The sequence below is a fragment of the Achromobacter sp. 2789STDY5608621 genome (assembly GCF_001299375.1).
Lineage (GTDB): Bacteria > Pseudomonadota > Gammaproteobacteria > Burkholderiales > Burkholderiaceae_B > Achromobacter > Achromobacter insuavis.
In genome coordinates this window covers 27753-51099 of record NZ_CYTU01000016.1, presented here as the reverse complement: position 1 = coordinate 51099, position 23347 = coordinate 27753, and the positions used below count along the sequence as shown (strand labels likewise).

At 69.6% G+C, this 23347-nt stretch carries 23 protein-coding genes; 20 read left to right on the top strand and 3 right to left on the bottom strand.

Features of this window, described 5'->3' with window-relative positions; genetic code table 11:
* The first annotated feature begins 113 nt into the window (after window positions 1–113).
* The 5 genes from AOZ53_RS16840 (at window position 114) to AOZ53_RS16820 (ending at window position 5348) form a co-directional block, all read left to right on the top strand.
* Window positions 114–1073, top strand: coding sequence for a hypothetical protein (locus tag AOZ53_RS16840; RefSeq protein ID WP_054488575.1), 960 nt, complete (start codon window positions 114–116; stop codon window positions 1071–1073).
* Between the two features lie 161 nt (window positions 1074–1234).
* Window positions 1235–2560 (top strand): MFS transporter, encoded by a 1326-nt coding sequence (locus tag AOZ53_RS16835; RefSeq protein WP_054430403.1) that lies wholly within the window; start codon window positions 1235–1237, stop codon window positions 2558–2560.
* Window positions 2557–3576 carry a histone deacetylase family protein gene (locus AOZ53_RS16830; protein ID WP_054460618.1) on the top strand — a complete coding sequence of 340 codons (1020 nt, stop codon included), beginning with the start codon at window positions 2557–2559 and terminating at the stop codon, window positions 3574–3576. Before AOZ53_RS16835 ends, AOZ53_RS16830 begins: the two co-directional genes overlap by 4 nt.
* 67 nt (window positions 3577–3643) lie before the next feature.
* The gene (locus AOZ53_RS16825; protein WP_054488573.1) at window positions 3644–4615 is read left to right on the top strand and encodes a LysR family transcriptional regulator; all 972 of its coding nucleotides are present in this window, start codon (window positions 3644–3646) and stop codon (window positions 4613–4615) included.
* A 109-nt stretch (window positions 4616–4724) separates the two neighbouring features.
* Window positions 4725–5348, top strand: a complete 624-nt coding sequence (locus AOZ53_RS16820) for a glutathione S-transferase family protein (protein ID WP_054430401.1) — start codon at window positions 4725–4727, stop codon at window positions 5346–5348.
* 3 nt (window positions 5349–5351) lie between these two features.
* Here AOZ53_RS16820 and AOZ53_RS16815 read toward each other — a convergent pair whose 3' ends face one another.
* Complete coding sequence (locus AOZ53_RS16815; RefSeq protein WP_054488571.1) at window positions 5352–5810, bottom strand: DUF6389 family protein; 459 nt, start codon at window positions 5808–5810, stop codon at window positions 5352–5354.
* Window positions 5811–5888: 78 nt separating this feature from the next.
* Here AOZ53_RS16815 and AOZ53_RS16810 point away from each other — a divergent pair, with 78 nt between their 5' ends.
* From AOZ53_RS16810 to AOZ53_RS16800, 3 genes are all read left to right on the top strand, one after another.
* Window positions 5889–6419, top strand: coding sequence for a GbsR/MarR family transcriptional regulator (locus tag AOZ53_RS16810; protein ID WP_054430399.1), 531 nt, complete (start codon window positions 5889–5891; stop codon window positions 6417–6419).
* 109 nt (window positions 6420–6528) lie between these two features.
* Window positions 6529–7785, top strand: a complete 1257-nt coding sequence (locus tag AOZ53_RS16805) for an SDR family oxidoreductase (protein WP_054488569.1) — start codon at window positions 6529–6531, stop codon at window positions 7783–7785.
* A complete protein-coding gene (locus tag AOZ53_RS16800) occupies window positions 7782–8255 on the top strand; it encodes a DUF2269 family protein (RefSeq protein ID WP_054488567.1) in 474 nt (157 codons plus the stop codon). The genes AOZ53_RS16805 and AOZ53_RS16800 overlap by 4 nt, the downstream gene beginning before the upstream one ends.
* Window positions 8256–8383: 128 nt before the next feature.
* Here the strand turns inward: AOZ53_RS16800 and AOZ53_RS16795 are convergent, their stop codons facing one another.
* Window positions 8384–8731, bottom strand: coding sequence for a hypothetical protein (locus AOZ53_RS16795; protein WP_054430385.1), 348 nt, complete (start codon window positions 8729–8731; stop codon window positions 8384–8386).
* 119 nt (window positions 8732–8850) lie between these two features.
* Between AOZ53_RS16795 and AOZ53_RS16790 the strand changes: the two genes are divergently transcribed.
* From AOZ53_RS16790 to AOZ53_RS16735, 12 genes are all read left to right on the top strand, one after another.
* Window positions 8851–9993: an NAD(P)/FAD-dependent oxidoreductase gene (locus tag AOZ53_RS16790; RefSeq protein WP_054430383.1), complete on the top strand. Its 1143-nt coding sequence runs from the start codon at window positions 8851–8853 to the stop codon at window positions 9991–9993.
* 14 nt (window positions 9994–10007) lie between these two features.
* Complete coding sequence (locus tag AOZ53_RS16785; RefSeq protein WP_054430382.1) at window positions 10008–10385, top strand: RidA family protein; 378 nt, start codon at window positions 10008–10010, stop codon at window positions 10383–10385.
* 39 nt (window positions 10386–10424) lie between these two features.
* A complete protein-coding gene (locus tag AOZ53_RS16780; RefSeq protein ID WP_054430381.1) occupies window positions 10425–11870 on the top strand; it encodes a M81 family metallopeptidase in 1446 nt (481 codons plus the stop codon).
* Between the two features lie 49 nt (window positions 11871–11919).
* A complete protein-coding gene (locus AOZ53_RS16775; RefSeq protein ID WP_180188910.1) occupies window positions 11920–13497 on the top strand; it encodes an ABC transporter substrate-binding protein in 1578 nt (525 codons plus the stop codon).
* Window positions 13498–13603: 106 nt separating this feature from the next.
* Complete coding sequence (locus AOZ53_RS16770; RefSeq protein WP_156333410.1) at window positions 13604–14539, top strand: ABC transporter permease; 936 nt, start codon at window positions 13604–13606, stop codon at window positions 14537–14539.
* Between the two features lie 13 nt (window positions 14540–14552).
* On the top strand, window positions 14553–15428 hold the full coding sequence (locus tag AOZ53_RS16765) for an ABC transporter permease (RefSeq protein WP_054430380.1): 876 nt from the start codon (window positions 14553–14555) through the stop codon (window positions 15426–15428).
* Window positions 15429–15436: 8 nt separating this feature from the next.
* Window positions 15437–16450, top strand: a complete 1014-nt coding sequence (locus tag AOZ53_RS16760) for an ABC transporter ATP-binding protein (RefSeq protein ID WP_054430379.1) — start codon at window positions 15437–15439, stop codon at window positions 16448–16450.
* On the top strand, window positions 16447–17439 hold the full coding sequence (locus tag AOZ53_RS16755) for an ABC transporter ATP-binding protein (protein ID WP_054488565.1): 993 nt from the start codon (window positions 16447–16449) through the stop codon (window positions 17437–17439). The genes AOZ53_RS16760 and AOZ53_RS16755 overlap by 4 nt, the downstream gene beginning before the upstream one ends.
* A 27-nt stretch (window positions 17440–17466) precedes the next feature.
* Entirely contained in the window at window positions 17467–18921 is a 1455-nt protein-coding gene (locus AOZ53_RS16750; RefSeq protein WP_054488564.1) for an N-acyl-D-amino-acid deacylase family protein, read from the top strand.
* A 94-nt stretch (window positions 18922–19015) separates the two neighbouring features.
* Entirely contained in the window at window positions 19016–19660 is a 645-nt protein-coding gene (locus AOZ53_RS16745) for a helix-turn-helix domain-containing protein (protein WP_054430376.1), read from the top strand.
* A gap of 284 nt (window positions 19661–19944) precedes the next feature.
* Complete coding sequence (locus tag AOZ53_RS16740) at window positions 19945–21252, top strand: APC family permease (protein ID WP_054488562.1); 1308 nt, start codon at window positions 19945–19947, stop codon at window positions 21250–21252.
* Between the two features lie 40 nt (window positions 21253–21292).
* Complete coding sequence (locus AOZ53_RS16735) at window positions 21293–22156, top strand: SAM-dependent methyltransferase (protein ID WP_082385658.1); 864 nt, start codon at window positions 21293–21295, stop codon at window positions 22154–22156.
* Window positions 22157–22186: 30 nt separating this feature from the next.
* Here AOZ53_RS16735 and AOZ53_RS16730 read toward each other — a convergent pair whose 3' ends face one another.
* Window positions 22187–23335 carry a zinc-binding metallopeptidase family protein gene (locus AOZ53_RS16730; RefSeq protein WP_054488560.1) on the bottom strand — a complete coding sequence of 383 codons (1149 nt, stop codon included), beginning with the start codon at window positions 23333–23335 and terminating at the stop codon, window positions 22187–22189.
* Window positions 23336–23347: the final 12 nt, after the last annotated feature.

Below are 23347 nucleotides of genomic sequence, written 5' to 3'. Positions count from 1 at the left end.
CGGCCGGTGCGGTCGCACCCGCCGCCGCCCGGCCGCGCGCTTTCCGGCGCGGGTCGGCCGCCTCCGTCATTGTGCTAAGGTGCCCCATCGGCTATAGGATGATGACAAGAAACATGCGCAATCCCCTGGCTCGCCCGCGGTGGTTCCTGGCCCCCGCCCTGTTGTCGCTGGCCCTGGCCGCCATGGCCGGGCCGCTGCAGGCCCGCACCATTTACAACGACAAAGGGCTGCGCGTCGAGGAAACCGACATCGGCTTCCAGGACTACCAGGAAGGCAGACGGCGCAACGCCAGCCAATACACCCTGACCTACCAGCGCCAGCCGCTTTGCGGCAAGGGCGTCAAGCTGGGCGAACGCTTCCTGCCCGCTGACGATCCGCGCCGCGCGCGCGACTATTTCTGCGGCCCCGCCAAGGCCATCAATCCCAATGGCGTGCTGGCCTTCGTCACCCGCACCGCCGGCCACGGCAACCTGCTGTACCTGGACGTCGGCGGCGGCGAGCTGCGCATCCGCGACATCCCGGTGCAGAAGGAAGGCGACAGCATGGGCGGCCTGGTGTTCCTGGACGCCGGCGAGCCCGGCTGGACCCGCTACGAAAGCGCCTGGTATGAAACCACCCTGATCCGCCACGAGCCCTTCCAGGTCGTCAAGCTGGGCCCTGGCCGCCTCCTGGATATCGACAACGGCGTGGCCTTCCTGCTGGTGCCGCGCGGCCAGGAGGTGCAGACGGTCAAGCCGGCCAGCATGGGCCAGACGGCCAACGGCACGCCGGTGGTGATCGCCGCCGAGCTGCGCGCGCGGCCCACGGCGCTGCGCTTTCGCGCGGTGGACCTGGCCACGGGCCGCGAACTGGCCAGCGTGGCCGCGCGCGACGTCTGCCTCGACGCGCCCGGCATGGACTTCTGGGGCACCGGCGGCGCCTCGTCGGCGCAGGTGCCCTACACCGAACTGGCCGTGTGGCGGGCGCGCAATCTGGTCTATGCGGCCGGCGCCAAGCCGTCGTTGCGCCTGGCGGCAGCCAACGAGCTGCGCCCGGCGGCCAACTGCCAGCCGGATTGGCGGCCGGCGCGCTGACGCGCTGCACGGCCCCGTGCGCGCATCGTCGCTCAACACTAGGGTTTCCACTCATAAATTCGCTGAATTTCGCGGATAAGAATTCAGAATTTTTCTTATGGCAGGGACGCGCGTATAACGATCTACGCAGCAACCTCAATCCATCTACAGAGAGAAAATTCATGAGGGGAAATACCAAGACGGGCCACCAGCCGGTGCGCGCGTCGACCGCCGCATTCATCGGTACGATGATCGAGTGGTACGACTTTTATATCTACGCCACCGCCGCCGCGCTGGTGTTCGGCAAACTGTTCTTCCCGTCGGCCACCGGCTTCTACGGCACGCTGGCCGCCTTCGGCACCTTCGCCGTGGGCTTCTTCGCGCGGCCGCTGGGCGGCGCCCTGTTCGGCCACATCGGCGACCGCATCGGCCGCAAGAAATCGCTGGTCATCACGCTGTTGATGATGGGCACCGTGACGGTGCTGATCGGCCTGCTGCCGACCTATGCCTCGATCGGCGTCTGGGCGCCGGTGCTGCTGGTGCTGTTGCGCATCGTGCAGGGCGTGGCGGTGGGCGGCGAATGGGGCGGCGCGGTGCTGATGGCGGGCGAGCATTCGCCCGACAAGAGCAAACGCACCTTCTTCGCCTCGTTCGCGCAGCTCGGCAGTCCGGCGGGCCTGATCCTGTCGATGCTGATGTTCAAGCTGGTGACCGGCCTGGACGACGCCGCCTTCCTCAGCTGGGGCTGGCGCGTGCCGTTCCTGTTCTCGGCGGTGCTGCTGCTGGTGGGTTTCGTGATCCGCCTGAGCGTCAACGAGTCGCCCGACTTCCTGGAGGAAAAGCAGGCCCAGGCCAAGCGCGCCAAGCCGGCGCGGGCGCCGCTGGCGCAAGTGCTGACGGGCGCGCCGCGCCTGCTGGCGCTGGCCGTGGGCGCCAACGTGCTGGGCATCGCCGGGTTCTATTTCACCAGCACCTTCATGATCGCCTACACCACCCAATACGTGGGCCTGAACCGCGCGGTCATCCTGGACTGCCTGCTGGTGGTGTCGATCATGCAGTTCTTCATTACGCCGCTGGCGGCGTATATCGCCAGCCGCGTCGGCAACCTGCGCTTCCTGGGCGCCACGGCGCTGATCTCGGTCTTCACGCCCTACGCCATGTTCAACCTGGTGGACCTGGGCTCGCTCGGCGCGATCACGCTGGGCATCGGCGTGGCGGTGCTGTTCATGGGCGCCTATTATGCGGTGATCGCCGGCTTCGTCAGCGACAGCTTCCCCACGGCGATCCGCTACACCGGGATCTCCATGGCGTACCAGCTGTCGGGCGCCATCTTCGGCGGCCTGACGCCGATGCTGGGCACGGTGCTGGCCGAGAATTTCAAGGGCCAGTGGTGGCCGCTGGCGCTGCTGTTCTCGGCGATCTCGCTGCTGTCGCTGGTATCCGTGCTGTCGCTGGGCGCCTATCGCCAGCGCCATGTCCAACTCCAACCCGAGGTTCAACAAGCATGAAGGCGTACTTCCACGACGACCAGAAACTGCACCATCCGCAGACCTACTTCTCGCGCGGCAAGATGCGCACGCCGCAGGAAGTGCCGTCGCGCCTGGACGCGCTGGCGCATGCCGCGCGCGCCCTGGGCTTCGACGTGCAGGCGCCGGCCGACCACGGCAGCGCCGCGCTCGAGGCGGTGCACACGCCCGCCTACCTGCGCTTCCTGCAGAACGCCCACGCCGACTGGAAGAAGCTGCCCGAGGATTGGGGCGACGAGGTCGTCTCCAACGTCTTCGTGCGCGAACCCAACGCGCTGCGCGGCGTGCTGGCGCAGGCCGCGCGCTACCTGGCCGACGGCAGCTGCCCGGTGGGGCCGCACACCTGGCACTCGGCCTACTGGTCGGCGCAGTGCGCCATCGCCGGCGCCGACCGCATCGCGGCCGGCGACCGCCACGCCTACGCCATCTGCCGCCCGCCCGGCCACCATGCGCGCCGCGACGCGGCCGGCGGCTTCTGTTACCTGAACAATGCCGCCATCGCCGCGCAACGCCTGCGCGACACTTTCGGCCGCGTCGCCATCCTGGACACCGACATGCACCACGGCCAGGGCATCCAGGACATCTTCTACGAGCGCAGCGACGTGCTGTATGTGTCGATCCACGGCGACCCCGAGAATTTCTATCCCGTGGTGGCCGGTTTCGAGGACGAGCGCGGCGCGGGCGAAGGCTACGGCTACAACCTCAACCTGCCGATGCCGCACGGTTCGCCCGAGTCGGTGTTCTTCGACCGCCTGCGCGAGGCGCGCGCCGCGATCGAGCAATTCCAGCCTGATGCGCTGGTGCTGTCGCTCGGCTTCGACATCTTCGAGAAGGACCCGCAGGCCATGGTGGCGGTCACGGAAGACGGCTTCGAGCGGCTCGGCCGCGAGGTCGCCGGCCTGAAGCTGCCGACCTTGATCGTGCAGGAAGGCGGCTACTATATCGAGGGCTTGGAATCCAACGCAGCGCGTTTCTTCGCGGGGCTGGCCGGCGCCTGAATCCAGGCGCGGGGCCGCGGCGGCGGGCGCCGGCCCGCCCCTTTCGCAGCCATCGCCCCGGCCACCCATGTCCTCTGCCCCCGCCCGACCCGCCAATACCCTCTCGCTCGCGCCCGAGCGCATGGACTGGAACCTGCTGCGCACCTTCATGTTCGTGGTGCAGGCGCGCGGCGTGGGCCGGGCGGCGCAGGCCCTGCACCTGAGCCAGCCGGCGGTCAGCCAGGCGCTCAAGCGGCTCGAGGACGCGGTCGGCGGCATGCTGCTGCATCGCCGCAACGGCGAATTCCGCCTGACCGGCCTGGGCGAAGAGATCTACGCCGTCGCCCGCGACATGTACGGCACCATGGCGCGCATCGAGACCGCCGCCTCGCAGGAACGCGACGAGGTCGCGGGCACGCTGCGGCTGCTGGTCATGAGCCGCATCCAGAGCGCGGCCTACGACGATTTCCTGGCGGACTTCCACCAGCGCCATCCCAAGATCGAGTTCCATATCGAGGTGCTGCCCAGCGCCGACATCCTCGACGCGCTCTCCAAGCGCGTGCCGGCCCTGGGGCTGTGCCTGTGCCGCAAGCCGGTCGAGGCGCTGGAGCGCCGGCTGTTCCTGCGCCACCACTACGCGGTGGTGTGCGGCCGCCGTCATCCGCTGTTCTCGCGGCCGCGCGTCGGCATCGAAGACCTGATGGACCAGAATTTCGTCTGTTTCGCCAGCGACCAGATCGGCGACACGCTGTCGCCGCTGACCATCTTCCGCGACCAGCAGGGCTTCACCGGGCGCATCGTCGGCACCTCGCCGCATATCGAGGAAGTGCGGCGCATGGTGGTGGCCGGCATCGGCCTGAGCTTCCTGCCCGAGCACCTGATCGTGCAGGACGTGGTCAACGGCGAGCTGCGGCGCCTGCCGCCCAACGAGAGCGTGGCCGAGATCGACGTGTTCCTGGCCTGGCACCGGCAGCGCAAGCTGAGCGCGGTCGAAATGGCCTACCTGGCCGCGTTCGAGCGTTTCCTGGCGCGCACGCCGCTGGCCGCTCGCGCGCGCTGAGGCCGCCGCGCCTCGGGCCGGCCGGCCGCCGGCAAGATAACGCCGCCCAACGGCGCCGGTTCTGGCGATAATGGCTGTTCCCCTTTCGCTTCGCCACCTGAGGACACCCATGTCTCGCTGGACCTTCTACACCGCGCCGGGCACCTGCGCCCTGGCCACCCATATCGCCCTGCATGAAGCCGGCGCCGACTTCGAGGTCGTCAAGCTGGACTTCAGCGCCGGACAGCAGCAAAGCCCCGAATACCTGCGCGTCAATCCCAAGGGCCGGGTGCCGGCGCTGGCCACCGAGCATGGCGTCCTGACCGAGACGCCGGCCCTGCTGGCCTTCGTCGCGCAGTCCTTTCCCCAGGCGAGCCTGGCGCCGCTGGGCGACGCCTACGCCTTCGCGCGCCTGCAGGAACTGAACAGCTATCTGGCCTCCACCGCCCACGTGGCGCACGCGCACAAGCGGCGCGGCGCGCGCTGGGCCGACGACCCGGCCGCGCACGAAGCCATGCGCGCCAAGGTGCCCGAGACCATGACGGCCTGCGCCGCCTACCTGGAATCGCAGATCGCCGGCCCGTGGGCGCTGGGCGAACAGTTCAGCGTGGCCGACGCCTATCTCTACACCATCGGCAGCTGGCTGGAAGGCGACGGCGTCGACCTGGCGCGGTTCCCCAAGCTGGGCGCCTACCTGGCGCGGGTCGCGGCGCGGCCGGCGGTGCAGCGCGCGCTGGCCGACGCCAGCCAGTAAGGTTCAGCGCGCCGCGTCCGCCGCCAGGCTGCGCGGCGTGGTGGCGCCGTAATCCTCGTCCGCATAGATGCAGGCCGGCAGCGGCGACACGGCGCGGCCGCCCTGCTCCCACAGCGCTTCGAGCCAATCGGCCGCGGTGTCGGCGATGGCGTCCTGCACGCAGAAGCCCGGCTCGCGCGCGAACAGCGGCACCTTGGGCGATACGCCGCTTGCCTTGTGCACCACGTCGAACAGGTGCCGATGGCCTTCGATGGCCTTGTTCAGCACGTACAGGTCGGGGCCATCCAGGCCGATGACGATGGAGAAAGTCCCTTCGCCGTCCTGGTCCGGAAAGATGCCGAACTGGATCTCGCGCGCCTTCTCGGGCAGGCGCGGAAACAGGCCTTGAAGGGTGCGCAGCGCGCGGTCGGAGTGGGCATCGAGCACGCGCCGCAGCGCTGCCTGGTAGTCTTGTTGGTTCATGGCGCCAGCTTAGCGGATCGAATTCATTTCTGTTATTTCTGTCTTGACAGAAATAACAGAAATACCTACAGTGGCCGCATGACACTGACACCGATCGCCGAACGCTTCATCCTGCACTGGGGCGAAATGGGCTCGCGCTGGGGCGTGAACCGCACCGTGGCGCAGATCCACGCCCTGCTCTACCTGCTGGGCCGCCCCGCGCCGGCAGAGGAAATCGCCGAGACCCTGGGCGTGGCGCGCTCGAACGTCAGCAACAGCCTCAAGGAATTGCAGGCCTGGCGCCTGGCCAAGGTGGTGCACGTCATGGACGACCGGCGCGACCACTTCGAAACCTCCACCGACATCTGGGAGCTGTTCAAGCTGATCGTCGAGGGCCGGCGCCAACGCGAGATCGATCCCACGCTGACCATGCTGCGCGATACGCTGGCCAGCCCCGAGATGGCCGACGAAACCCCGCTCACGGCGCAGCGCGTGCGCGAGACACTGGATTTCCTCGAGATCCTCACCACCTGGTCGGACGAGATGCTGCGCATGAAGCCCGACACCCTGATGAAGACGCTCGGCATGGGCGCGAAGATCAGCAAGACGATGCGCCGCACCAAGGGCTGACGACATGGCGGGACCTCGATCCCGCTTTTTTTTGTCCACATATTTCTGTCTTTACAGAAATATCAGAAACTAAAGAATCGATGATGCAGACTCACGGAGGGCGGAATCCATGAACATCCTGGTATGCGGCGCGAACGGCTTCATCGGCCGGGCGTTGTGCGAGGCCCTGGCGCGCGATGGCCACCGGGTGCTCAGGGGCGTGCGCCAGCCCCGGCGGCAGGACGAGATCGCGGTGGATTATCTGGCGGACACGGCCCCCGCCGACTGGATGGACCGCCTGCGCGGCATCCACGTCGTCATCAACGCGGTCGGCATCCTGGTCGAAAGCGGCGGCCGCGATTTCGACCGCATCCACCGCCGCGCGCCGATCGCGCTGTTCGACGCCGCGGCGCAGGCCGGCGTCAGGCAGGTGCTGCAACTGTCGGCGCTGGGCGCGCAGCGCGGCGATACCCCCTACTTCCAGAGCAAGCGCGCGGCCGACGACCATCTGCGCGCCTTGCCGATCGCGCACCACATCCTGCGGCCGGCGCTGGTCTATGGCGCGCACGGCTCGTCGGCGCGCTTTTTCCGCGCCGTGGCGTCGTTGCCGCTGCATCTGCTGCCCGCCGGCGGACGGCAGGCGCTGCGGCCGATCCACGTCGACGAACTGGCCGAGGTCGTTGTCCGGCTGGTGCGCGGCGCGGCGGACGCCCCGGCGGTGCTGGACCTGGTGGGCGGCGCCGAAGTCAGCTTCAAGCGCATGCTGGCGACCTACCGGCAATTGCTGGGGTTCCCCGCCGCGTGGACCCTCGCCGTGCCCGGCGCGCTGATCAGCGCCGGCGCCGTGCTGCTCGATCGCGTGCCCGGTTCGCTGCTGACGCGCGACACCTGGCGCATGCTGCGCGCGGGCAACAGCGCCGACCCGTCCGCCACGGCGCGGGCGCTGGGGCGGATGCCGGCGGGGCTGGAGACCTTCATCCCCGCCGCCGAGGCGCCCGCGTTGCGCCAGCAGGCCCTGGCGGCCTGGCGGCCCGCGCTGCTGCGCGGCGCGCTGGCGCTGATCTGGCTCTGGACCGCCGTGTGCAGCGCCTTCGTCTATCCGGTCGCGGGCAGCCTGGCGCTGCTGGCGCCGGTCGGCCTGCACGGATCGGCGGCCCTGGCGGCCCTCTACCTGGCCGCGGCGCTGGACGCCGCGCTGGGCCTGGCCACGCTGTGGCGGCCGGGGCGGCGGCTATGGGCCGCGCAACTCGCGCTGGTGCTGGCGTATTCCGCGGTGATCGCCATCGCGCTGCCGGAATTCCTGTGGCATCCCTTCGGCCCGCTGCTGAAAAACGCCGCCGTCATCGCGCTCCTGTTCATCCTGCTCTGCGAGGAAACCCAGCCATGAATACCTATCTCACGATCAAGACCCTGCACATCCTGTCGTCCGTCCTGCTGGTGGGAACCGGCTTCGGCACGGCGTTCTACCTGTTCTTCGCCAACCGCACCGGCTCGGTGCCGGCCATCGCGGCGGTCTCGAAGCTGGTGGTGCGGGCCGACCTGTGGTTCACCACGCCGGCCGTGGTGGTCCAGCCGCTGTCCGGATTGTGGCTGGCGCATGCCGCCGGCTGGCACTGGAGCACGCCGTGGATCGGCCTGTCGATCGGCCTGTATCTGCTGGCGGGCGCCTGCTGGCTGCCGGTGGTGTGGCTGCAGTACGAGATGGCCAGGATGGCCGCCAGCGCCCAGGCCGACGGCGCCACGGCGCTGCCGCCGCGCTACTGGCGATTCGCGCGCTGGTGGGAATGGCTGGGCTATCCGGCGTTCATCGCGATGGTCGCGGTGTACTTCCTGATGGTGGTCAAGCCAGCGCTGTAGCGGCCAGGACCGCGACGCTGGCGCGGTCCTCCCGGCCCCGGCCGGCCCGGACCGCCAGCAACGCCGCGCCGGTCAGTCGACCGCCGCGCCGGCGGTCTTCACCTCCTGCCCGCCGGGTTGCGTGACGGTCAGAACCAGCGGCGCACGCGCTCGCGAATGGCGCCGGCATAGGCCCAGCACCACACCGCCAGCGCCAGCATCGCCACCGTGAAATAGGCGCGCGCCTCGAGCGGCACCGGATTCAAGCGTGACAGCGTCGGGAACGGCTCGTAGCCGATGAAGTCGCTGGCGGCCAGCGCGCTGAACAGCAGCGCCAGCGCCGGGCCGGTGAAATGCGGGCGTTCGCCGCGGGTCTGCGGATCGGCCCGGAAATACCAGTGACACCAACGCAGCAGCTGGATCACGACGGCGACCAGCGGAACGACCAGGGCAAGCTGCAGCACGAGCAGCGCAACGATGACTTGAGTGGGAAGCATGCCCGCGATTTTACGCGGCCCGGCGATCCGTCCTCGGGACAACCCCAATTACCCGCCTCATCCCGACCAACTATCGTATTCGAGAATTATCAAATAAGAGAATTCTCGCTTCCGACAAAATGGCCGCAGACACAACCTACGATTACGCCGTCATCGGCGCCGGCATCGCCGGCGCCTCCGTGGCCTACCGCCTGAGCGCGGCCGCCTCCGTGGTGGTGCTGGAGCGCGAGGCGCAGCCCGGCTACCACTCCACCGGCCGTTCGGCCGCCATGTTCATGGAGACCTACGGCACCGCCCAGATCAAGGCGCTGACGCGCGCCAGCCGCGATTTCTACGAACATCCGCCGCAGGGTTTCTGCGAGCATCCCCTGCTGAGCCCGCGCGGCGTGCTGTACATCGCCGCGCCCGGCCAGCAGGACCTGCTGCAGGAGGTCTACGACGATTTCCGCAGTCAGTCGCCCAACGTCACGCTGATCGACGCCGAACAGGCCATGGCGCGGGTGCCGTGCCTGCGCCCGGACCAGCTGTGCGGCGCCATCGAGGAACCGGACGCCCGCGACATCGACGTGCATGCGCTGCACCAGGGCTTCCTGCGCGGCATGACGCGCCAGGGCGCGGTGCTGCGCAACCACGCCGAACTGATGGCGGCCGCTTACGCGGACGGCGCCTGGACCCTGACGCTGGCGGGCGGCGAATCGCTGCGGGCGCGGGTGCTGGTGAACGCGGCCGGCGCCTGGGCCGACCATGCCGCCACGCTGTGCGGCGTGCGGCCGGTGGGCCTGCAGCCGTGCCGCCGCACCGCCTTCACCTTCACCGGGCCGGACGATGTCGACTTCGCGCACTGGCCGGCGGTGGTCGGCGTGGACGAGAGCTTCTATTTCAAGCCCGACGCCGGCCAGCTGCTGGGCTCGCCCGCCAATGCCGATCCGGTGCCGGCGCACGACGTGGTGCCCGAGGAACTGGACGTGGCCACGGGCATCTACCGCATCGAATCGGCCACCTCGCTGACCATCCGCCGCCCGCGCCACACCTGGGCCGGCCTGCGCTCGTTCGTGGCCGACGGCGATTTCGTGATCGGCTGGGACAGCGCCACGCCCGCCTTCTTCTGGCTGGCGGCCCAGGGCGGCTACGGCATCCAGTCCGCCGCCGGCGTCTCGCGCCTGGCCGCCGACCTGCTGCTCGACCTGCCCTTGAATGCCAGCCTGACCGCGCAGGGCGTCGACCCCGCGCGCCTGTCGCCGGCCCGTTTTTCCCCATCCTGATAGGAGCCCGTTCCATGAGCCAAGCCATCCAGCGCCTGCCCAGCAGCCTGCCCTTCCCGTTCTCGCGGGCCGTGAAGGCCGGCGGCTTCCTGTTCCTGTCCGGCCAGGTGCCGATGAGCGCCGCCGGCGAGGTGGTGCGCGGCGACATCCAGACCCAGACCCGCGCCGCCTGCGAGCGCATCGTCGAAAGCCTGGCGGCCGGCGGCGCGCGCCTGGACCAGGTGGTCAAGGCCACCGTGTGGCTGTCGGACATGGGCCATTTCGCGGGCTTCAACGAGGTCTACAAGGAATTCTTCGGCGCGGCGCTGCCGGTGCGTTCGACGGTGGCGTCGGCGCTGGCCCTGAACGTCGACGTGGAAATCGAAGTGCAGGCGTATATCGGGCAGGACTGAAGCGTACAGACCGACAACCATCCAGAACGGAGCGATCGCATGAAGATTTTTTCCGGGTCCCTGGCGACCGAGACCAACACCTTCTCCCCCATTCCGACCGGCCTGTCGGCCTATCGGTCGCGCGGCTACTACCCGGCCGGCCAGCACCCGGACCGCATGCAGATGTTCTCCGGTCCCCTGTGGGCCGCGCGCCAGCGCGCCCAGGGCAAGGACTGGACGCTGATCGAGGGCATGACGGCGGGCGCGACCCCGGCCGGCCTGACCACCCGCCACGCCTACGAAACCCTGCGCGACGAACTGCTGGAAGACCTGCGCCGCGCCGGCAAGGTCGACATCGCGCTGTTCGGCCTGCATGGCGCCATGGTGGCCGACGGCTATGACGATTGCGAAGGCGACCTGCTGCGGCGGGCGCGCGAGATCGTCGGCCCGGACACGGTGATCGGCGCCGAGCTGGATCCGCACTGCCACCTGACCGACGCCATGGTGAACAGCGCCGATTTCCTGGTGTGCTTCAAGGAATATCCGCACACCGACATCCTCGACCGTGCCTACGACCTGGTCGACCTGTGCGTGGCGCGCGCCGAGGGCCGCATCAAGCCGGCCCGCGCGGTCTATGACTGCGAAATGATCTCCATCATGCACACCAGCCGCGAGCCGATGCGCGGCTTCGTCGACCGCCTGCTGGCGATGGAAGGCAAGGAAGGCGTGCTGTCGGTGTCGATCGCGCACGGCTTCCCGTGGGGCGACACGCCCGACATGGGCTCCAAGGTGCTGGTCTACACCGACGGCGACGCCGGCCAGGCCGAGCGGCTGGCGCGCGCGCTGGGCGAGGAGATCATCGGTTTCCGCGACCAGCTGGCGCCGCCCTACCCCGGCGCCGACGACGCGCTGGACCAGGCGCTGGCGCTGGCCGATTTCCCCGTGGTGCTGGCCGACTCGGCCGACAACGCCGGCGGCGGCGCGCCCAGCGACGCCACCTTCATCCTGGAACGCGTGCTGGCGCGCGGCATCCAGGACGTGGCGACCGGCCCGTTCTGGGACCCGGTGGCGGTGCAGCTCTGTTTCGAGGCCGGCGACGGCGCGCAGATCTCGCTGCGCATCGGCGGCAAGGTGGCGCCGGTGTCGGGCCAGCCGCTGGACCTGGCCTGTGAGATCGTCGCGCTCAAGCGCGACGCCATCATGACCGGGCTGGCCGGCACGCCCGCGCTGCTGGGCGACGTGGCCGTGGTGCGCAGCCAGGGCGTGACCATCGTCATGACCACCAACCGCACCCAGGCCATGGACACCGACCTGTTCACGCAGTTCGGCGTCGATCTGGGCGCGATGAAGCTGGTCATCCCGAAGTCGTCGCAGCACTTCTACGCCTCGTACTCGAAGCTCGGCCGCCACGTCATCTACGTCGAGACGCCCGGCGCCATCACGCAGGACTACAACGCGCTGCCGTTCACCAAGCGCAAGTTGCCGAAATGGCCCTTCAAGGGCTGATATCCAACCATTGCCCACGCAGGCAACCGGACAAAACAAGGGGATGACCATGATGAAACGATTCAGCCTGCTGGGCGCCGCCGCCCTGCTGGCCTGCGGCCTGGCCGCGGGCCAGCCGGCCCAGGCCCAGACCAAGACGCTGCGGATGGTGCCGCACGCGGACCTGAAGACGCTGGACCCGCTGTTCAATACCGCCTATATCACCCGCAACCACGGCTACATGGTGTTCGACACGCTGTTCGCGCAGGACAGCCAGGGCCAGCCCAAGCCGCAGATGGTGGAAAGCTGGACCGCCTCGCCCGACGGCAAGGCCTGGACCTTCAAGCTGCGCCCGGGGCTGAAGTTCAACGACGGCACCCCGGTGACCGCCGAGGACTGCATCGCCTCGCTGCAGCGCTGGGCCAAGAAGGACACGATGGGCCAGGCCCTGATGGCCGCGGGCGCCGAAATGGCAGCCACCGGCCCCGACAGCTTCTCGCTGACGCTCAAGCAGCCGTTCGGCCTGGTGCTGGACGCGCTCGCCAAGCCGTCGGGCATGCCGCCGTTCATCATGCCCAAGCGCCTGGCGCAGACCGACCCGAACACGCCCGTGACGGAAATGGTCGGCTCCGGCCCGTTCCTGTTCAAGCGCGATGAGTGGGTGCCGGGCAACAAGGTGGTCTACGTCAAGAACCCGGCCTACGTGCCGCGCAACGAACCGGCCGACGGCCTGGCCGGCGGCAAGGTCGCCAAGGTCGACCGCATCGAGTGGATCTACATCCCCGACGGCAATACCGCCACCGCCGCGCTGATGAACGGCGAAGTCGACATGATCGAGCAGACCACGCCCGACTTCCTGCCGGTGCTGGAGACCAACCCCGCCATCACCCTGAACACATCCGTCGCCACCCAGGGCATGGCCATCGTCAACGCGCTGCATCCGCCGTTCGACAAGCCGCAGGCGCGCCAGGCCCTGTATTACCTGTTCAGCCAGAAGGAAATGCTGGCGGCCATCGGCTACCCGGAGAAGTACCGCGTCGACTATTGCGCCACGCTCTACATCTGCGGCTCGCCGCTGGCCACCGACGCCGGCGCCGCGCCCTATGCCAAGCCCGACCTGGCGCGCGCCAAGCAGCTGCTGCAGGAGGCCGGCTACAAAGGCGAGAAGATCGTGGTGCTGTACCCGACCGACCACATCAGCGCGCCCGCCGTCATGGTGCTGACGCAGAACATGAAGAAGGCCGGCCTCAAGGTCGACCTGCAATCCATGGACTGGGCCTCGCTGGCGGCGCGCCGCCTGAAGAAGGACCCGCCCGAGCAAGGCGGCTGGAGCCTGTTCCTGACCTGGGGCGGCTACTACGACGCCAGCACGCCGCTGACCAACCCCTGGCTGTCGGCCGCCTGCGGCAACAGCCTGCCGGGCTGGCCCTGCGACAAGGAACTGGACGCGCTGCGCACGCAGTGGATCCAGGAACCCGACGCCGCCAGGCGCAAGGACATCGCGGCCAGGCTGCAGGCGCGCGCCTACGAGTCGGTGCCGTACGTCATGTGGGGCGAATTCAAGCCGGTGTCGGCGATCCGCGGGCTGTCGCACACGGAGCTGATGAAGACCGGCATCCCCGTGATGTGGAACGTGGAAAAACCATAACGCGGCGCGGGGCCGCGCGTGATCGCCACGCGCGCCCCGCCCCTGGACAATCAGGCCGCCGCCCAGCGCCCCGTGCGCGCCGCGTCAGGCCGGGGGGAAACCCAGCGTGAAAACCATTCTGCGCCGCATCGCGGCCGTCATACCCGTCATGGCCGTGGTCGCGGTCGTGGTGTTCCTCTTGATCCACCTGTCGCCGGGCGACCCGGCGGCGGTGATCGCGGGCGACAACGCCACCACCGAGGACGTCGAGAAAATCCGCCAGAACCTGGGCCTGGACAAGCCGCTGCTGCTGCAGTTCGGCATCTGGGTCGGCCATCTCGCCACGGGCGACCTGGGCACCTCGATCGCCACCCAGATGCCGGTGGCGCAACTGATCGGCCAGCGCATGGGCCCGACGCTGTCGATCGCCATCTTCACCATGCTGTTCGCGGTGCTGGCGGCGCTGCCGCTGGGCGTGCTGGCGGCCTGGAACGCCGGCAAGTGGCTCGACCGGCTGGTGATGGTCGGCGCGGTCTGCGCGTTCTCGGTGCCGGTGTTCCTGATCGGCTACAGCCTGGTGTACGGCTTTTCCATCAAGCTGGGCTGGCTGCCGGTGCAGGGCTACAAGCCGCTGGCCGACGGCCTGGCGCCGTATCTGCGGCACCTGGTGCTGCCCTGTCTGTCGCTGGGGCTGGTGTACATGGCCCTGCTGACCCGCATGACCCGCGCCACCATGCTGGAGGCGCTGTCGGAAGACTACATCCGCACCGCCCGCGCCAAGGGCCTGGCGGCCGGCCCGATCGTCTGGCACGCGCTCAAGAACGCCGCCAATCCCATCGTCACCACCATCGGCGTGGGCGTGGCGCTGCTGATCGGCGGCGTGGTGGTCACCGAAACCGTGTTCGCCATTCCCGGCCTGGGCCGCCTGACCATCGACGCCGTGCTGCGCCACGACTACCCCGTGATCCAGGGCGTGCTGCTGGTGGCCTCGGGCATCTACGTGCTGATCAACCTGCTGGTCGACCTGAGCTACCGCCTGTTCGACCCGCGCATCCGCTATTGAAGAGGGGCGATCCATGACCACCACCACCCTGCCCCTGGCCGTGCCGCGCCCGCGCTGGCGCCGCGCCGCCCGCTCGCTGCGGCGCCATCCGATGCTGTACATCGGCTGCGCCATCCTGCTGGCGCTCGCGGTGATCGCGCTGGCCGCGCCCTGGCTGACCGCGGTCGATCCGCAGGACATCAACCCGATGGCGCGCATGAAGCCGCCGTCGGCCGAACACTTCTTCGGCACCGACGCGCTGGGCCGCGACGTCTATGCGCGCACCCTGTGGGGCGCGCGGGTGTCGCTGCTGGTCGGCGTCGTGGTCGCGCTGGTGTCGACCGCGGGCGGCGTCCTGCTGGGCATGCTGGCCGGCTACTTCCGCCGCCTGGATGCCCTGATCATGCGCATCATGGACGGCCTGATGGCGATTCCCGGCGTGCTGCTGGCGATCGCGCTGATGGCCACGCTCAAGGGCGGCCTGGGCACCGTGATCGTGGCCATCGTGGTGCCCGAGGTGCCGCGCGTGGTGCGGCTGGTGCGCGCCCTGGTGCTGACCATCCGCGAACAGCCCTATATCGAGGCGGCCGTGGCCGCCGGCACCCGCGTGCCGGCCATCCTGCTGCGCCACATCCTGCCCAACCTGTTCGCGCCGCTGATGGTGCAGGCCACCTTCATCGCCGCCTCGGCCATCCTGACCGAGGCCGTGCTGAGCTTCCTGGGCGTGGGCATCCCGCCGCAGACCCCGAGTTGGGGCAACATCATGGCCGAGGGCCGCAACTTCGTCGCGGTGGCGTTCCACATCATCCTGTATCCGGGCCTGTTCCTGGGCGTGGCCGTGCTGGCCGTCAATCTGGTGGGCGACGGGCTGCGCGACATGCTCGATCCGCGCCTGGCGAAAAAGCTGTAGGAGCGCGCATGCCATCCCAACCTGTCCTGCAAGTGAATGACCTGACCACCTGTTTCGACGGCGACGAGACCACGGTGCTGGCCGTGGACGGCCTGTCGTTCGACCTGATGCCGGGCGAGACCCTCGGCCTGGTCGGCGAATCCGGCTGCGGCAAGAGCGTCACGTCGCTGTCCATCATGCGGCTGCTGCGCACGCCCGGGCGCGTGGCGCGCGGCAGCGTCGAATTCGACGGCCGCGACCTGCTGGCCCTGCCCGAGAAGGCCATGCGGGCCGTGCGCGGCAACCAGCTGTCGATGATCTTCCAGGAGCCGATGACCTCGCTCAACCCGGTGTTCACGATCGGCCGCCAGATCAGCGAGCCGCTGATGCTGCACCAGGGCCTGTCGCGGCGCGAGGCCATGAAGCAGGCCGAGGCACTGCTGGAACTGGTGCAGATCTCCGACCCGGCGCGGCGCGTGCACGAATACCCCTACCAGCTGTCCGGCGGCATGCGCCAGCGCGCCATGATCGCCATGGCGCTGGCGTGCCAGCCCAAGGTGCTGATCGCCGACGAGCCGACCACCGCGCTGGACGTCACCATCCAGGCGCAGATCCTGCACCTGCTGCGCGACATCCAGGCGCGGCTGGGCACCGCCATCGTGCTGATCACCCACGATCTGGGCGTGGTGGCGCAGATGTGCCAGCGGGTCATCGTCATGTACGCCGGCCGCAAGGTCGAGGAAGGCAGCGTCGACGACGTGCTGGACCATGCCGCCCATCCCTATACCCAGGCGCTGATCCGCTCGCTGCCCGACTTCGTCGACGGCCAGGACCATACCGCCCGCCTGGCCGAGCTGCCCGGCATCGTGCCGGTGGTGACGCCCGAATCGCGCGGCTGCGCCTTCGCCGCGCGCTGTCGCGAGGCCCTGCCGCGCTGCGCCGACGAGACGCCGCCCGAGGTCGCCAGCGGCGACCGCCACCGCGTCTGGTGCTGGGCGCGCCAGGCCGCGCCGGCCGCCACGATGGAGCAAGCCCCGCGATGAACCTGCACGATGCGCCTTTCCCCGCCGCCGCCGCGGCATCCGCCCCGTCCGCCCCCCTGCTGGAGGTGGTCGGCCTGAAAAAGCATTTCCCCGTGGACGGCGGCAAGGTGCTGCGCGCGGTCGACGGCGTGTCGCTGTCGGTCGCGCGCGGCCAGACCCTGAGCCTGGTGGGCGAGTCTGGCTGCGGCAAGTCGACCACCGGCAAATGCCTGGTCCGGCTGACCGACCCCACCGAGGGCCGCATCCTGCTCGAAGGCGCCGACCTGGCGGGCATGAACAGCAGCCAGCTGCGCGCCATGCGGCGCCGGATGCAGTTCATCTTCCAGGACCCGTTTTCGTCGATGAACCCGCGCATGCGGGTGCGCGACATCATCGGCGAACCGCTGCGCAATTTCGGCTATGGCCGCGAGGCCATCCGCGAGCGCGTGGCGCAACTGCTGGCGCGGGTCAGCCTGCGGCCGGACGCGGCCGACCGCTATCCGCACGAATTCTCCGGCGGCCAGCGCCAGCGCATCGTCATCGCGCGCGCCCTGGCGCCGGAGCCGGGCCTGATCGTCTGCGACGAACCGGTCTCGGCGCTGGACGTGTCGGTGCAGGCACAGGTCATCAATCTACTGATGGACCTGCAGCGCGACCTGGGCCTGACCTATGTGTTCATCTCGCACGACCTGAGCGTGGTGCGCCACATCAGCCACCACGTGGCGGTGATGTACCTGGGCAGGATCGTCGAGACCGGCACCCGCGACGCGGTCTTCAACCACCCGGCCCACCCCTACACCCGCGCCCTGCTGGCCGCGGTGCCCTCGGCCCGCCGCGGCGAACGCGCCCCGGTGGCGGTGCTCAAGGGCGAGATTCCCAGCCCGCTGGCGCCGCCGTCCGGCTGCGCCTTCCGCACCCGCTGTCCGCAGGCCCAGGCGCGTTGCGCCCAGGAAACGCCCGTGGCGCGCCCGGTCGGCGCCGGCCAGCTGGTCGCCTGCCATTTCGCCTGAGCCGCCTCGACATTCACCGGAGATCCCATGACTTCATCCGAATCGCAGCCCTTTGACTACCTGTTCGTCGGCGGCACCGTCATCGACGGCGCCAACACCCCCGGACAGCGCGCCGACGTCGGCGTGCGCGGCGACCGCATTGCCGCCATCGGCGACCTGTCGGACGCCCCCGCGCGCCACCGGATCGACGTCGCCGGCCAGGTGCTGGCGCCGGGCTTCATCGACTCGCACACCCACGACGACAACTACCTGCTCAAGCGCCGCGACATGACGCCCAAGATCTCGCAGGGCGTCACCACGGTGGTCACGGGCAACTGCGGCATCAGCCTGGCGCCGCTGGCGCACGCCAACCCGCCGGCGCCGCTGGACCTGCTGGACGAAGGCGGCTCCTATCAATTCGCCCGCTTCGCCGACTACCTGGACGCCCTGCGCGCCACGCCCGCGGCGGTCAATGCCGCCTGCATGGTGGGCCACTCGACGCTGCGCGCCGCCGTCATGCCCGACCTGCAGCGCGAAGCCACCGACGCCGAGATCGACGCCATGCGCGCGCTGGCCGAGGAAGCCATGGCCAGCGGCGCCATCGGCATTTCGACCGGCGCCTTCTACCCGCCCGCGGCGCGCGCCACCACCGAGGAGATCATCGAGGTCTGCCGCCCCCTGAGCACGCATGGCGGCATCTATGCCACCCACATGCGCGACGAGGGCGAGCACATCGTGGCGGCGCTGGAGGAAACCTTCCGCATCGGCCGCGAGCTGGACGTGCCGGTGGTGATCTCGCACCACAAGGTCATGGGCCAGCCCAACTTCGGCCGTTCGCGCGAAACCCTGCCGCTGATCGAAGCGGCCATGGCGCGCCAGGACGTGTCGCTGGACGCCTATCCCTACGTGGCCGGCTCCACCATGCTCAAGCAGGACCGCGTGCTGCTGGCCGGCCGCACCATCATCACCTGGTGCAAGCCCTTCCCCGAACTGAGCGGGCGCGACCTGGACGAGGTCGCGGCCGAGCGCGGCAAGTCCAAGTACGACGTGGTGCCCGAGCTGCAGCCGGCCGGCGCGATCTATTTCATGATGGACGAGCCCGACGTGCAGCGCATCCTGGCGTTCGGCCCCACCATGATCGGCTCGGACGGCCTGCCGCACGACGAACGCCCCCATCCGCGGCTGTGGGGCACCTTCCCGCGGGTGCTGGGCCACTACGCCCGCGACCTGGGCCTGTTCCCGCTGGAAACGGCGGTCTGGAAGATGACCGGCCTGACCGCCCAGCGCTTCGGCCTGGCCGAGCGCGGGCAGCTGCGGCCGGGCTACTTCGCCGACCTGGTGGTGTTCGATCCGGCCACCGTGGCCGACACCGCCACCTTCGAGCGGCCGACCGAACGCGCCGCCGGCATCCATTCGGTCTATGTCAACGGCGTGCCCGTCTGGCGCGAGCAGGCCTTCACCGGCGAGCATGCCGGCCGGGTGCTGGCGCGCACGCCCGCCTGACCGGCGCCCCCTTATACAATCCGGCGTATGCGCGGCGGGGCTTGCGGGCCCCGTCCGCTTTCCCTCCCAAACCCCTAGACGCCCAGACCGCTACATGGCCCCTACCCGCAAGACGGCCCCACCCGACATCGTGGGCAAGGAAGTAATGGGCGCCCGCCTGCGCGCCGAGCGCAAGGCCCGGAAAATGACGCTGCAGGCACTGTCGCAGGCCAGCGGCATCGCGGTATCGACGCTGTCCAAGGCCGAACTGGGCCAGATCGCCCTGAGCTACGAGAAGTTCGCCGCGCTGGCCCGGGCGCTGGACATCGACATGACGCGCATGTTCATGCTGGGCGACGCGCCCCAGGCCGAGGTCGCGCCCACCTACGTCAAGAACAAGCTCAGCGACGCCCGCGACTACGCCACCGACAACTACCACTACCGGCTGTTGATGGGCGAATACCCGGGCAAGAAGATGATGCCCATGCTGGCGCTGATCGATTCGCGCAAGGTGGTCGAGTTCGAGGATTACATCCGCCACCCCGGCCAGGAGTTCGCGCTGGTGCTGTCGGGCAAGGTGCGCATCCAGTTCGAGAACGGCGACAGCGTGGTGCTCAACCGGCTGGAGTCCGCCTATTTCGACAGCGGCATCGGCCACGTCTACCTGTCGCTGAGCAAGAAGCCGGCCGAAGTGCTGGCCGTCTGCAGCGATCTGGACGAAGTGCCGTCGCGCCTGAAGCCGGTTTCGCCCAAGCAGTAAGCCCTTTCGCGGGCCCGCCTCCCGGCGGGGGCTCGTCCCGCGCCTGACCGCGGCCCGCATCGGCTACGGGAAATCCCGTAGAAACTTTCCTTCCCCGCCCGGGGTCACTCTTTATTCAGCCTATTGTCAGGATGAACGCCTGGCACGCCGCACGCCCGTGCGCTGGCGATCCCCGGGAGACTTCGATGCCGCCTTTGCCCCCTTCCTTGCGCCCCAGCCCCAGTGCAGCCGGCGCGGGGAGCGGCGCGGGCGCGCACGCGCTCGGCCCGCCCGGTCTGTCGGTGATGGATGCGACCGTGGTGCTGGTGGGCGTGGTGATCGGCATCGGCATCTTCGGCTTCCCACCGCTGGTGGCGCAGCACGCCACGTCCGAGGCGATGTACCTGGCCTACTGGGCCGCGGGCGGGCTGGTGATGCTGGTGGGCGCGCTCTGCTATGCCGAGCTGGGCGCGGCCTATCCCGGCGCTGGCGGGGAATACCTGTATCTGTCGCGCGCCTGGGGGCCGCGGGTCGGCCTGCTGTTCGCCTGGGCGCGCTGCACCGTGATCCAGACCGGCGCGATCGCCGTGGTGGCCTTCATCTATGGCGACTACGCGCAGCAGTTGCTGCCGCTCGGCACGCATGGGGCCACCGTGCACGCGGCGCTGTCGGTGATCGGCCTGACCGCGCTGAACGTGGCCGGCACCCGCCACTCCAAGCGCCTGCAATGGCTGTTCACGATCCTGACGCTGGTGGCGCTGACGGCGGTGCTGGGCGCCGCCCTGTTCACCGCCTCGCCCGCCGCGCCCGCGCCGGCGCCGCTGGGCGGCAACCCGGCCGGACTGATGGGCATGGGCATGGTGTTCGTGCTGCTGACCTACGGCGGCTGGAACGAGGCCGCCTATCTCAGCGGCGAGCTGCGCAATCCCGGCCGCAACATGGCGCGGGTGCTGCTGATCGGCACCGTGGTGGTGACCGGCGCCTATCTCCTGACCAATCTCGCCCTGCTGGAACTGTTCGGCCTGCAGGGCCTGCGCGACACGCCGGCGCTGGGCGCGGCGGTGATGCAGCTGGCCGCCGGCCCCTATGCCGCCGCCCTGCTGAGCCTGGTGATCTGCGCCACCGCGCTCAGCACCATCAACGGCACCATCATCACCGGCGCCCGCGTCTATTACGCGCTGGGCCGCGACGTGCCGCGGCTGCGTGCGCTGGCCGGCTGGAACGAACGCAAGGAGACTCCGGTCAGCGCCTTGCTGGCGCAGGGCGTCATCACCCTGGCCCTGCTGGCGGTGGGCGCCTTCAGCCACAACGCGGTGCAGACCATGGTGGCCTACACCGCGCCGGTGTTCTGGCTGTTCATGCTGCTGGTGGCCGCGTCGGTATGGCGCCTGCGCCAGCGTGACCCGGCGCGCCCGCGGCCGTTCCGCGTGCCCCTGTATCCGCTGACCCCGGCCCTGCTGGCGCTGACCTGCGCCGGCCTGGTCTATTCCAGCGCCGCCTACGCTGGCGCCGGGGCCCTGATCGGCCTGGGCGTGCTGGTGCTGGGGGTGCCGATGCTGCGGCTGCTGCGCCCCGCCGAGACGCGCGCCCCGGACAGGCGCGACCCGCAATGAGCCGCCCATCCCGCTTTTCTTCGCCCTAGGAGTCTTCATCATGCAACGTGCCCATTCGTCCCTCTCGCCCGCCCGCCGCTGGACCATCATGGCATCGGCGCTGGCGCTGGCCTTGTCCCTGTCGATCCTGGCCGAGGCCCGCGCCGCCGGCGCAGGCACTCCCGCCGCACCCCAGGCCGCCGCGGCCGAAGGCTACGTGCCCGACGTCGGCCAGGACGGCAAGGACGTCATCTGGGTGCCGACCCCGCAGACGCTGGTGGACAAGATGCTCGACATGGCCCAGGTCACGCCGCAGGACCGGCTGATGGACCTGGGCTCGGGCGACGGCCGCACCGTCATCACCGCCGCCCAGCGCGGCCTGACCGCCAAGGGCATCGAGTACAACCCCGACCTGGTGGCGCTGTCGCGCAGCAACGCGGCCAAGGCCGGCATGTCCCGCCGCGCCACGTTCGAGGTCGCGGACCTGTTCGAGACCGACCTGTCGCAGGCCGATGTGATCACCATGTTCCTGCTGTCGACCATCAACGAGAAGCTGCGGCCCAAGCTGCTGGAATTGCCGCCGGGCACCCGCATCGTGTCCAACACCTTCCGCATGGGCGACTGGGAGCCGGATGCCTCCGAGACCGTGACCGAGGCCTGCCAGACCTACTGCAACGCGCTGTTGTGGGTGGTGCCGGCCAAGGTCGACGGCCGCTGGCAGGTGGGCGGCCGCACGCTGCAACTGGAACAGCAGTACCAGATGCTGTCGGGCAAGCTCGGCTCCAGCGAGATCTCGGACGCGCGCATGGACGGCCGCACCATCTCGTTCACCGCCGACGGCGTGCGCTACACCGGGGAAGTCAACGGCACCACCATCCAGGGCAGCGCCGCCGGCAAGGGCGAATGGTCGGCGCGGCGCATCTGAGCGCGCACCGCGCCGCAACCGGCCGCGGCATCAGCGCGCCGCGGCCCGGATCACCCGATGCACGAACTGCAGCTTGCCCACCACCGCGGCGGGCAGCACGAAGGGATAGAAGTCGCGCTGACCCATGCTGCGTGACAGCTCGTTGAGCACGCCGGTCAGCGCCACCCAGCCATTGACCAGGTCGAGAAAGCCCTGGCCCTCGGGATCGTCCGGGTCGTACAGCGACGCCCGGGTGAAGGGATCGCTGGCCTGCTCTAGCGGCACCCGCGCCACGCCAAAGCTGAAAGCGGTGTCCAGCGCGTCCATCATGTGCAGGTAATGGGCCCAGGTCTCGGCCCAGTCTTCCCAGGGATGCGACGAGGCGTAGGCGCTGATGAAGCGTTGCGCCCAGTCGGCCGGCGCGCCCTGCTCGTAATGGCGTCGCAACGCCTGCGCGTAGTCTTCGCGCTCATCGCCGAACACCTGACGGAATGGCGCCAGCCAGGAGCTGCCGGCCACCAGCCGGTCCCAATAGAAATGGCCGATCTCATGGCGGAAATGGCCCACCAGGGTGCGGTACGGCTCGTGCATCGCCTCGCGCACCTGGACCCGGTAGGCGTCGTCGGCCTCGTGGATATTGAGCGTGATCAGCCCATGGCCATGGCCGGTCAGGAGCGGCGCGCCGTCGTCAGAGGGCGCCAGCAGGTCGAACGCCAGCCCGCCGTCGCCCGGCGTGCGCGCCCGCGGAATCGGCAGCCCCAGCGTCAGCAACTGGGCGATCAACTGGCGCTTGGCGCTCTCGACCTTGCGCCACAGCGCGCCATTGCCCGGCACCGACAGGTCGGGGATGGTGCGATTGAGGCTGCAGGCGATGCAGAGATGATCCGCGCGCGCGGCCGGCAGCAGCCAATTGCAGGCGGCCGGCGACGAGAAATTGACGCAGCGCTTGAAGGTCCTGCCGCGCACCCGCCCGGCCTCGATCCAGCAACCATCTGTCTTGCCCGGGTCCAGCGCCACGATGTGGCCGTGGCGCGGATCGAAGCCCAGTTGCCGATGGCAGTTCAGGCATTCGGTGTTGTTGAAGAACACCCGCTGGCCGCAAACGCAATGGAACGCCTTGGCGCGGGCATGCCGCTGCCGCGGGCGCTGGCGTTCGGGCGCGTTCAACCGGCGGCTCAGGGTATCGAAGAAAGGATTCATGCGGCGGGTCTC

What these genes read in the sequence shown, in the direction of transcription:
- AOZ53_RS16840 (WP_054488575.1), top strand. Translation starts at nt 114, where the DNA reads ATGCGCAATCCCCTGGCTCGCCCGCGGTGGTTCCTGGCCCCCGCCCTG.
- AOZ53_RS16835 (WP_054430403.1), top strand. Translation starts at nt 1,235, where the DNA reads ATGAGGGGAAATACCAAGACGGGCCACCAGCCGGTGCGCGCGTCGACC.
- AOZ53_RS16830 (WP_054460618.1), top strand. Translation starts at nt 2,557, where the DNA reads ATGAAGGCGTACTTCCACGACGACCAGAAACTGCACCATCCGCAGACC.
- AOZ53_RS16825 (WP_054488573.1), top strand. Translation starts at nt 3,644, where the DNA reads ATGTCCTCTGCCCCCGCCCGACCCGCCAATACCCTCTCGCTCGCGCCC.
- AOZ53_RS16820 (WP_054430401.1), top strand. Translation starts at nt 4,725, where the DNA reads ATGTCTCGCTGGACCTTCTACACCGCGCCGGGCACCTGCGCCCTGGCC.
- AOZ53_RS16815 (WP_054488571.1), bottom strand. Translation starts at nt 5,810, where the DNA reads ATGAACCAACAAGACTACCAGGCAGCGCTGCGGCGCGTGCTCGATGCC.
- AOZ53_RS16810 (WP_054430399.1), top strand. Translation starts at nt 5,889, where the DNA reads ATGACACTGACACCGATCGCCGAACGCTTCATCCTGCACTGGGGCGAA.
- AOZ53_RS16805 (WP_054488569.1), top strand. Translation starts at nt 6,529, where the DNA reads ATGAACATCCTGGTATGCGGCGCGAACGGCTTCATCGGCCGGGCGTTG.
- AOZ53_RS16800 (WP_054488567.1), top strand. Translation starts at nt 7,782, where the DNA reads ATGAATACCTATCTCACGATCAAGACCCTGCACATCCTGTCGTCCGTC.
- AOZ53_RS16795 (WP_054430385.1), bottom strand. Translation starts at nt 8,731, where the DNA reads ATGCTTCCCACTCAAGTCATCGTTGCGCTGCTCGTGCTGCAGCTTGCC.
- AOZ53_RS16790 (WP_054430383.1), top strand. Translation starts at nt 8,851, where the DNA reads ATGGCCGCAGACACAACCTACGATTACGCCGTCATCGGCGCCGGCATC.
- AOZ53_RS16785 (WP_054430382.1), top strand. Translation starts at nt 10,008, where the DNA reads ATGAGCCAAGCCATCCAGCGCCTGCCCAGCAGCCTGCCCTTCCCGTTC.
- AOZ53_RS16780 (WP_054430381.1), top strand. Translation starts at nt 10,425, where the DNA reads ATGAAGATTTTTTCCGGGTCCCTGGCGACCGAGACCAACACCTTCTCC.
- AOZ53_RS16775 (WP_180188910.1), top strand. Translation starts at nt 11,920, where the DNA reads ATGATGAAACGATTCAGCCTGCTGGGCGCCGCCGCCCTGCTGGCCTGC.
- AOZ53_RS16765 (WP_054430380.1), top strand. Translation starts at nt 14,553, where the DNA reads ATGACCACCACCACCCTGCCCCTGGCCGTGCCGCGCCCGCGCTGGCGC.
- AOZ53_RS16760 (WP_054430379.1), top strand. Translation starts at nt 15,437, where the DNA reads ATGCCATCCCAACCTGTCCTGCAAGTGAATGACCTGACCACCTGTTTC.
- AOZ53_RS16755 (WP_054488565.1), top strand. Translation starts at nt 16,447, where the DNA reads ATGAACCTGCACGATGCGCCTTTCCCCGCCGCCGCCGCGGCATCCGCC.
- AOZ53_RS16750 (WP_054488564.1), top strand. Translation starts at nt 17,467, where the DNA reads ATGACTTCATCCGAATCGCAGCCCTTTGACTACCTGTTCGTCGGCGGC.
- AOZ53_RS16745 (WP_054430376.1), top strand. Translation starts at nt 19,016, where the DNA reads ATGGCCCCTACCCGCAAGACGGCCCCACCCGACATCGTGGGCAAGGAA.
- AOZ53_RS16740 (WP_054488562.1), top strand. Translation starts at nt 19,945, where the DNA reads ATGGATGCGACCGTGGTGCTGGTGGGCGTGGTGATCGGCATCGGCATC.
- AOZ53_RS16735 (WP_082385658.1), top strand. Translation starts at nt 21,293, where the DNA reads ATGCAACGTGCCCATTCGTCCCTCTCGCCCGCCCGCCGCTGGACCATC.
- AOZ53_RS16730 (WP_054488560.1), bottom strand. Translation starts at nt 23,335, where the DNA reads ATGAATCCTTTCTTCGATACCCTGAGCCGCCGGTTGAACGCGCCCGAA.